The sequence below is a fragment of the Palaeococcus sp. (in: euryarchaeotes) genome, from assembly GCF_053987695.1.
In genome coordinates this window covers 1-8943 of the sequence record NZ_JBMXHE010000023.1, presented here as the reverse complement: position 1 = coordinate 8943, position 8943 = coordinate 1, and the positions used below count along the sequence as shown (strand labels likewise).

The 8943-nt window shown below is 44.3% G+C and carries 9 protein-coding genes and 1 pseudogene; 3 read left to right on the top strand and 7 right to left on the bottom strand.

What is annotated here, in order from left to right:
* Nucleotides 1-155: pseudogene (locus ACXJGZ_RS02005) on the top strand (triose-phosphate isomerase); the annotation flags it as partial.
* A gap of 101 nt (nucleotides 156-256) precedes the next feature.
* On the opposite strand, the gene ACXJGZ_RS02000 reads toward ACXJGZ_RS02005, so the two are convergent.
* Nucleotides 257-1222, bottom strand: a complete 966-nt coding sequence (locus ACXJGZ_RS02000; RefSeq protein WP_456320670.1) for a TIGR00269 family protein — start codon at nucleotides 1220-1222, stop codon at nucleotides 257-259.
* Nucleotides 1223-1474: 252 nt separating this feature from the next.
* Between ACXJGZ_RS02000 and ACXJGZ_RS01995 the strand changes: the two genes are divergently transcribed.
* Nucleotides 1475-2221, top strand: coding sequence for an RAD55 family ATPase (locus ACXJGZ_RS01995; protein WP_456320669.1), 747 nt, complete (start codon nucleotides 1475-1477; stop codon nucleotides 2219-2221).
* On the opposite strand, the gene ACXJGZ_RS01990 is transcribed toward ACXJGZ_RS01995, so the two are convergent.
* The 6 genes from ACXJGZ_RS01990 to ACXJGZ_RS01965 form a co-directional block, all read right to left on the bottom strand.
* Entirely contained in the window at nucleotides 2218-2727 is a 510-nt protein-coding gene (locus ACXJGZ_RS01990; RefSeq protein WP_456398155.1) for a TIGR00725 family protein, read from the bottom strand. The two genes, ACXJGZ_RS01995 and ACXJGZ_RS01990, sit on opposite strands and share 4 nt — an antisense overlap.
* 4 nt (nucleotides 2728-2731) lie before the next feature.
* On the bottom strand, nucleotides 2732-3874 hold the full coding sequence (locus ACXJGZ_RS01985; RefSeq protein ID WP_293255671.1) for a site-2 protease family protein: 1143 nt from the start codon (nucleotides 3872-3874) through the stop codon (nucleotides 2732-2734).
* Between the two features lie 63 nt (nucleotides 3875-3937).
* On the bottom strand, nucleotides 3938-5281 hold the full coding sequence (locus ACXJGZ_RS01980) for a nucleotide sugar dehydrogenase (RefSeq protein WP_456398152.1): 1344 nt from the start codon (nucleotides 5279-5281) through the stop codon (nucleotides 3938-3940).
* Between the two features lies 1 nt (nucleotide 5282).
* Nucleotides 5283-6236, bottom strand: coding sequence for a UDP-N-acetylglucosamine 3-dehydrogenase (locus tag ACXJGZ_RS01975; protein ID WP_456398150.1), 954 nt, complete (start codon nucleotides 6234-6236; stop codon nucleotides 5283-5285).
* Nucleotides 6237-6250: 14 nt separating this feature from the next.
* Nucleotides 6251-7348, bottom strand: coding sequence for a DegT/DnrJ/EryC1/StrS family aminotransferase (locus tag ACXJGZ_RS01970; RefSeq protein ID WP_456398148.1), 1098 nt, complete (start codon nucleotides 7346-7348; stop codon nucleotides 6251-6253).
* A gap of 10 nt (nucleotides 7349-7358) precedes the next feature.
* Nucleotides 7359-7964 carry an acyltransferase gene (locus tag ACXJGZ_RS01965; RefSeq protein ID WP_456398146.1) on the bottom strand — a complete coding sequence of 202 codons (606 nt, stop codon included), beginning with the start codon at nucleotides 7962-7964 and terminating at the stop codon, nucleotides 7359-7361.
* A gap of 55 nt (nucleotides 7965-8019) precedes the next feature.
* On the opposite strand from ACXJGZ_RS01965, the gene ACXJGZ_RS01960 reads away from it, so the two are divergent.
* Nucleotides 8020-8943, top strand: a 924-nt coding sequence (locus ACXJGZ_RS01960; protein WP_456398144.1) for a glycosyltransferase family 2 protein, incomplete at its 3' end; no start/stop codon positions are given.

The following is an 8943-nucleotide window of genomic DNA, read 5'->3' as shown; positions in this document are numbered from 1 at the left end:
GCGTAGGTGTTCTCACGGGTGCGGGCATCTCAACGGGCGAAGATGTTAAGAAGGCTTTAGAACTGGGAAGCGTTGGCGTCCTCTTAGCTTCTGGCGTTACGAAGGCAAAAGACCCGGAGAAAGCTATTTGGGACTTGGTTTCCCTTATCCTTTGAGCTTTTTCTTTTCTTAAATTATGCTGCTTTGGATTATTTAACTTTAAATTATTTAACCTTAAATAATTTGCCCTTGAATAAAATTTCAAAAAAAAAGCGGATCACTCAACTCTAAATGTTAAACCTTTTTCCTTTGCTTTTTCCTGGACTTTAAGTTTGAACTGGCATGCCTTGCATATCTCACCGTTTGTTGGCTGTCCGCAAATCTTACATCTTCCCAAATCACGCTTTGCGTATGTCTTCGCTAGGAGGGGATACATCTTGTCGTAGCTCCTCAAAATTTGATATTTCGTTCCCGGATGCTTCTCCTCCATCTCATTTACCCAATCCCTAATCTCAGCCCTAAATGCCTCTACTGCATAGGGGCACTCTTCCAAATCCACTTCGATGTTATTTAGGAGGGCATAGAGAACGATTTCCTTTTCGGGCACTTCTCTTAGAGGTTTTATTCTCGGCACAAGTCCTTCGTGGATTACTTCATAGTAGGGGCCTGTTCTTCCCAGGCGGGCTATATCACCGCGCATTATGTTCATCAAAAATACTTGGGCTTCATCATCCAAATTGTGTCCTACGGCCAATTTATCCGCTCCAACATCTTGGGATGCATAATTCAACAGCCAGCGCCTCCACACACCGCAGTAAGAACATGCTCCCACTCTTTCACCTCTTTCAAAGCTCCCCATTATCTCAACGGTCTCATCTAAAGAAAAGCCGAAATATTCCTTGAAGGAATATATGTGGTGCTCTATCCCAAGAAGTTTGGCGTTCCTCTTAGCGACTTCAATGCTTGGCGGTCTGTATCCTTCGATGCCTTCGTCAATGGTTATCGCCACGAGCTCGAAGGGGAATTTTCTTTGAAGTTTGGCTAGGAGGTGGAGCAAAACAATGCTGTCCTTACCTCCACTCACGCCAACGGCTATTCTCTCTCCTCTTTCGATCAAATGGTATTTTCTCACCGTTTGCTTTACCTTGCTCTCAACCATTTCATTGAAGTGCTTGTGGCAGTAGTATTTGCCCTCATATTTGGCGTGATAAACCGCTTCCCTTCCGCATTTGCTGCACTTCATTTTCTTCCCTCAATCCAAGAAATGGGTAAATGCTTAAAAAAGTGTCCCCGTGCTGAATAGCAAAATCTATTGGGAACAATGAGGTTTGGAGCAAAAATCGTGGCGGTGTAGGTTGCCTGCTTCGATATTTACGGAAATTTTTGGAAAAATAATCCTGTCAAACCTTATTCAGATGATTAAAATGTAGAAGACTTAATGCTCCAACCTCGAACAACGAAAAACTTTATTATAAATGAGGTGAAATTCCTACGGGTGAATATAGTGGAACTATTGAGCACCGGGATTAAAAGACTGGATGATGCTCTTGGAGGAGGGCTTTTGGAGGATAGCATAACACTGATAGTCTACGATACTTACTCTCTAGGCTGGGGGCTCGGGATGAAAATAATGGAGAATAGAATGAAAGAGGGGGATTTTGGGGTTATTATAAACAACAGCATGCCCGTAACTTTGATGGAGATGGAGTTTAACGGAATAGGTTTTGATCTTCGTAACTATGGGGAGAGCGGGGATCTGGATATACTTGATATGTTTGCCTCTTTTTATAACATCGACTACAATCTGCCCTATATCCACACCGTGGATAATGTTGATACCTCCACATACCTCCCAAAATACCTCAATCTTTACAGAAAGCTCCTTATGGAGCGCATAGGAGATAGGAGACCCGTGGGAGTTAGCGTAACTTTCGATGGTCTGGCGTTCCTTCTTGGTGAGAAGAATCTTATAAAGATACTTCAAAAGAATCTTGCTGAGAAGGAGAGGGCCCGCCTGACAGAGGAGAGGAAGAGACCAGTGAACATAATCCTTCTAAATAGGGATCGGGTCTCGAAGGAGTTCGTGTCCTGGGTGGCACTCTACAGCCAGTATATTATAGAGTTCACCTCTTCGGGGGTCGGGGTGGAGGAGATGTTCGTTAGAAAGTCTCCGCTTCCGAACTTTGAGCCGAAGAAGTATGAGCTCACAGTGGGGAAGGGGAAGATTGAGCCCCTTGATTAAGCTTTAGCTAGTCTCAAAGCTATTTCAACGGCTTCCTTAGGGTCATTTGTGAATTCAACCTTTTCTATTTTCTTGTGATCAAAGTATCCCTCCTTTGCTAAGTGCTCAAGCTCATCACTCTCATATCCTGTATCCGTGAGAATTACAAGGGGAGTTCGAAGGTTGTATGCCATTAGGGCTTCTATCATGGTTCCAACGCCTCCCCCCAGAATTACAAAAACATCGGAGGAATTTACGAGTATTGCGCTCCTCTCCACAAAATCCATACCACTCTTTATTCTGATGGTGTTAAACTCATTTCCTTCTGCCTTCTCTGGGAGTATTCCTACCACGGTTCCGCCCAGCTTTGAGAATTCTTCACTCACTACACGCATTATTCCTCCTCTCCCTCCTGTCAGAAGGATTGCATCGTGTTTTGCCAGCTCTCTTGCAAACTCTCTAGCTTTCTTCTCCGCCTTTTCTAAGGGTTTGGAGTCGCTTGAGCCTGCTATTCCAATTTGGATCATGAGATCACCCGAGGAGCCCTTTAAATGCAGGAACCAAATTCACGGTCAGCAAAAAGAGCCCAACTCCTATTATAAAGTAGCTCATGGGCTTTGCAATTTTCTCCGGCAGGTACTCCTTGAGAACGTCGTCAAGCATCTTCCCTCCATCCAAGGGCACGAGGGGGAAGAGGTTCATGAGTCCTATTCCGAAGTTTAGTATGTATATCCAGTAGAGTGAGAACGCTAGAGGGAGCACCACATTATCGAAGCCGACCTTCGATGTGAGGCTTTGTGCCGGGTATATTCCCAAATATCCCTTTCCAGGGCTCTGGGGATGCTCTCCCAGGGTTACCTTAAACTCTTTAATGATTCCATCCCGCATAACCTTGAGAGTTATAACTTCCCCGGCGGTTGTTTTGTTCATGAAGTTCATGAATTCGTCTATCGTTTTTATCTGTTCGCCGTTTATCCCTATGATTATATCCCCTTTCATGAGGAAGTTCTTTGCAGGTCCGTTGGGATCTAGGTTGGATATTTCAACGCCGTTTGGAGCTAGGATAGGTGTTAATGCATAGTTCAACAGGAGAATTGCTATTAGGGCTGTTACTATATTTGCCATTGAGCCTGCGGCATAGACTCTAAGCCTGCTCAATAAGGGTGCCTTTTTGAGTTCATCCTCATCGGGTTCAACGAATGCTCCGGGGATTACAGCGAAGAGAACGAGTCCAACGGATTTTAAACTCAATTTTTCGGCTCTTGCAACAAAGCCGTGGCTGAGCTCGTGAACTATCATGACAACGATTAATCCTATTAATCCATACCAGAGGGGCACGGTTATTCCAGGAATCACCAATTGGACACCTGGGGCATGTGTTTTAGCTGTTAGGGTTGTCATTGCGGTTTTGAATAATACGTAGAAAACGTAGAACATTCCGGCAAACCCTATAACAATTCCAATGGTGGAATAGCCCTTCCAGAAAGTTCTCCATCTTCTTGAGACTTTATCTATAAATCTGAGGAGTCTTTTGGTTCTCCACATTGCCACGAAGAGGTCAACCTCGAGCCCTTCCTCTTTGAACTCCTCTTCTTTTTTTCTACCAAAGAGTGCGTACAATATGGCCCAGAAGCCTCCTATGATAAGCAGTGCGATGATTAAGTTGGTGCTCATTTAACTCACCTAACCTTTCATCACCGGGAGGGTTTAAAAAAGTAGTGAAATTGCAGTGATTATTCATATACTTCCGACTCTCAGATATATGAAATCGTGTTTTTGGACTTTTTCTGGTTCAAGGACGTTTCTTCCATCTATTATGATTTTGTTCCTAACTTGTTCTGCTATTTCTTTAAGGTTCAGTGATTTAAACTCTTTATGATCCGCGGTTATCACGATGACATCAATGTCTTTGAAGTCCTCCTTCCATTCGGCACCAAAGCGCTCCGCGTCCTCTGGAGTGCAGAGTGGATCATAAGCGTAAATGTTAGCCCCCCACTCTTTTAGCTCCTTTATTACTGGAATCGCTGCACTCTTCATGAACTCTCTAACGCCTCCTCTGAATGTCAAACCAAGTATGAGGATGTTGCTTCCCTTTACGGGCTGTCCGACTTGGTTGAGCCCCTTTATCGTAAGCTCAACGATATGGTGAGGCATCGAATCGTTAATCTCTCTAGCAGTCTTAACCAAGCGCGGATTGCTCTTTTTAGCCAAATTAATAACAAACCATGGGTATATTGGGATGCAGTGCCCTCCAACCCCGGCACCGGGCATGTGCAGGTGGCAGTAGGGCTGAGTGTTTGCCGCCCGGAACACTTCGAGCGCATCTAAACCATGCTCCTCGCACCACATGGCGAGCTCATTGGCTAGAGCAATGTTTACATCCCTATAAACACCTTCAAAGACCTTAACGGCCTCGGCTGCTTTTATAGAACTCATTGGGATTACTCCCTTCTTGTTGATAGTCTCGTAAATGCCAATAACTGCTTCTAATGTTTTTTCATCACTCGCTCCAACTATCTTAGGATACTGGCCTGTGATATCTCTAATTGCAGTTCCTGTCATTGTTCTCTCTGGAGCGTGAGCTAATCCGAACTCACCGGGCTTTAAGCCGCTCTTTTCAAGAATTGGAATTAAGCTTTCAGTAGTTCCCGGCGGCATGGTAGCTTCCGTGATGACGATATCCCCCTTTTCAAGCCCTTGGGAAATTTTCTCCGCGACATCATAGACCGGCCCGAGCTTCATGTTGCCTCTCTCATCGGTAAGGGTTGGCACCAGAATAACCATGATATCCGCTTGTTTTGCGGCCCAGACACCATCTGTTGTTGCTCTCAAGTGTCCGGCCTCAACGTTTTTTCTAACGAGTTCGTCCAGGCCGGGTTCTTCTTTAACGTGATTTTCTCCATTGTTGATCATTTTAACGACTCTCTCGTTAATGTCCACGCCAATTACATTAGCACCGTGATCAGCAAAAACAGCAGCCAAGGGTAGCCCCATCTTACCCATACCGTAAACGGCTATTGTGAACTCACCATTTTTGAAAGCCCTCTTAACTTCCTCCCTACTCAACCCCATGAGCTTCATCTTATTCACCCAGTTTGACTATTTTGTCTTCTTTTGCACTCTCTAAGGCACTAATCGCTACCTCCAACGCGTGGAGTCCTTCTTCTCCCGATACTAACGGTCTCTTTTTGCTCTCAACGCACTCGATGAAGTGCTCGAGCTCATTTCTCAAAGGTTCTCTCTTATTTATTTTTGCTTCTTTAATCCATTGTTCGTCGTAGATTGTCAAGCTCTGGTTTATGTAATCTAAGTACGCTATTCCTTTGGTTCCCACGATATTCAGTGTTCTTGTTTTGTGCGGGGTTAAACGGTTGGTTTCAACAACACCGCTGATCTCATTTTCGAAGGTCAGCATGATCAGAGCGTAATCATCAACATTTGCGGGGTGTTTGACGTTCCTTGCTTTTGCATAGACCTCTTTTACTCTTGAATTTGCCAAGAAGCTCATTACATCAATGTCATGGACGGCTAGGTCTATTATTACTCCTACATCCGCAATCCGCACGACCATCGGCCCGACTCTTTTGGCGTTCATCGTCACAATTTCTCCTAAAATTCCTGCGTTGATTATATCTTTAAGTTTCAAAACTGCTGGGTTAAAGCGCTCTACGTGTCCAACCATTAAAACGACGTTTTCCTCTTTTGTCGCTTTAATTATCTCTTTGGCACTCTCTATGCTCTCTGCTATTGGTTTTTCAACCAAAACGTGGATGCCATTTTTAATGAACTCTAAAGCAACCTGCTTGTGGAGGGAAGTTGGAACTGCAATACTAACAGCGTCCAAGCCTTCTTTAGCCAATTCTTTGTAATCGGCGTATGGAATCGTGTTAAAACGCTTGGTCACTTCCTTAGCACGCTCAAAGTTTGCATCGGCCACACCAACGAGTTTTACTCGTCCTTCTTTTGCTAACTCGGAGTAAATTCTCGCGTGATGGTACCCCATGTTCCCAACGCCGACAACACCAACCCTAAGCATTGCAACCACCCACGTTAGGAGGAAAGCTCCTCGAGAGTTTGAATTATATATCCTATGTCATCTCTACTAACTGCTGGATGTACTGGTAAGCTCAAAACACGCTTTGAGGCTTCAATAGCGTTTGGACAATCCTCTTTTGGATAACCGAGCTTTTGATAGAACGGCTGGTGGTGGACGGGCATTGGATAGTGAATTCCCGTTCCAATGCCTTTTTCTCTAAGCTTTTGGGCTAACTCATCCCTGTTTAATGGGAATTTCTCCTCCACTTTAATCACGTACTGGTGGAAGACGTGCTTTACGCGAGAATCAACGTGAGGCGGAGTTAAACCGTTAATCTTGCTTATTCCTTCAGTCAAAAGTTTGGCATTTTCAATTCTCTTGGAGTTCCACCCATCGAGTTTTTTGAGCTGGGCCCTTCCAATCGCTGCAGCTATGTTGGTCATTCTCAAGTTGTAGCCAAGTTCAACGTGGAAGTACTTTTCAGCCTGCCCGTGGTTTCTTATCAGCTCGGCCCTCCTCGCGAGCTCTTCATCATTTGTTATTATCATTCCGCCCTCGCCCGTCGTCATGTTTTTGGTCGGATAGAAGCTGAATGCCGCAATGTCTCCAAAAGTTCCAACTTTCTGCCCTTCAAACTCAGCTCCATGAGCCTGAGCACAGTCTTCAATTAAATAAAGTTTGTAATCCTCGGCAATCTCTTTGAAGGCTTTCATGTCAGCCGGCTGACCGTAAAGGTGGACAACTACTATTGCCCTGGTTTTGTCTGTTATTTTTTCAAGAACATCGTTTGGATCGAGATTGTAGGTTTTAGGATCAATGTCAGCAAAAACAGGTTTAGCCCCTTGGAAGAGTATGGAATTGGCTGAGGCTATGAAGGTGAAGGGTGTTGTGATAACTTCATCCCCTTCGCCTATCTTGAGTGCTTTGAGGGCAACGTCCAGTGCGGCCGTCCCGTTGGCAACCGCTATGCCATGTTTTGCCCCCAAGTACCGGGCGAATTCTCTTTCAAAAGCCTCAACTTCCTTCCCGTGGGCCAACATGCCACTCTTCAAAACTTCAATAACAGCATTAATCTCCTCATCCCCGATTAAGGGTTTTGCAATTGGAATCATTTAAGGCACCTCACAATTCTTTTTCCTTCAAGTACTGCTCATAATCTCCCCTTCTAATTTTAACTTCCTTCCCGCAGTGGGAGCACTTAAAGATTATTCCACTCTCGTCTTCTCCGATTTTCTCCTCCAATTTCCTCCCACAATAACATACAAAGCCCTTAAGTCTAGCTGGATTTCCAAATACCAGCCCAAAAGGCGGGACATCCTTGGTGACGACGGCTCCAGCGCCAATCATTGCGTACTCGCCGATTGTTACGCCGCAAACTATTGTCGCGTGGGCTCCTATAGAAGCACCTTTTTTAACGAGTGTTGGGACAACTTCCCAGTCTTGGTTGAAGGCTCTCGGATAGAGGTCGTTGGTGAACGTCATATGCGGGCCGAGGAAAACATCATCTTCAACCTTAACTCCATGATAAACGCTTACTCCATTCTGGATTTTAACGTTGTTACCTATCTCAACTCCCACGTCAATATACACGTCCTTCCCAATGTTGCAGTTCTTCCCTATTTTGGCGCCTTTTCTTATGTGAGCGAAGTGCCATATTCTGGTTCCTTCTCCGATTTCAACGTTTTCTTCAACAACAGCCAAAGGATGAACGAAATACTTTTGAGCCATTGAACACACCAATCTATAAACAGTACTCAATAATAAAAAAGTATCGGGTGAAATAATGGAGCTTCCATTTGTAACTGTTATAATTCCTGCGTACAATGAGGAGAAATATATTGGAAAATGTCTTGAAGAGTGGGTTAGTCAGGATTACCCAAAGGATCGATATGAAATTTTAGTTTTCGATGGGATGAGCACCGACAAAACTGCAGAGATAGTTAAAGAGTTTCAGCGTAGATATCCAGAGCTTGTGAAATACCGAAAAAATCTGAAGAGAAGACAGGTCTATGCCTTTAACATGGGAATCCGAGAGGCAAGGGGGGATTTCTTCATTATCTTTGGTGCCCACGCTTACCCGGAGCGCGACTTCCTTCGTAGAAGTGTGGAGACATTTTTGGAAGTTAAGGAGAAGGAGCCAATGTTAGTGGCCGTTGGGGGGACTCATGATAATCTATACGAAAATCGGCTAGCAAAGTTTGTTGGGCTTATATATGTTTCTCCTCTCTCTGGTAGTAGTTCGTACAGGTACTCAACGAAACCGCATTTTGCCAAAACCATAGCCTATGCAATGTACGAAAGAGATACAGTAGTTAAGAAAGTTGGTTTCTTTGATGAAGATATGATAGTTGGGAATGATTTTGAGTTTAACCTTAGGATAAACAAAAAAGGATACAAGATGTTCTTTAATCCTGACATCAAAAGTCATTACTATGCTCGGTCAACTTGGAAAGGATTTTTAAAGCAGTCATTCAATTATGGGGTAGTAAAGGCAATGGCAATTAGGAAGGGGTATTTTTCACCTCTCTGGCTCGCTTCTATTGTTTTTCTGGGATTTGAAGCATTGATCCCATTCTGGCATTTTTTAGTTCTCCTATTTGGCTTGTATTGGGGTGTTCTCTTCGGGGAGGGTGTTAGGCTTTGGCGAAGGACGAAAAACGTCGATGCATTTGCCTTGCCCTCCGTGATGTGGGTGTTTCACAACTTA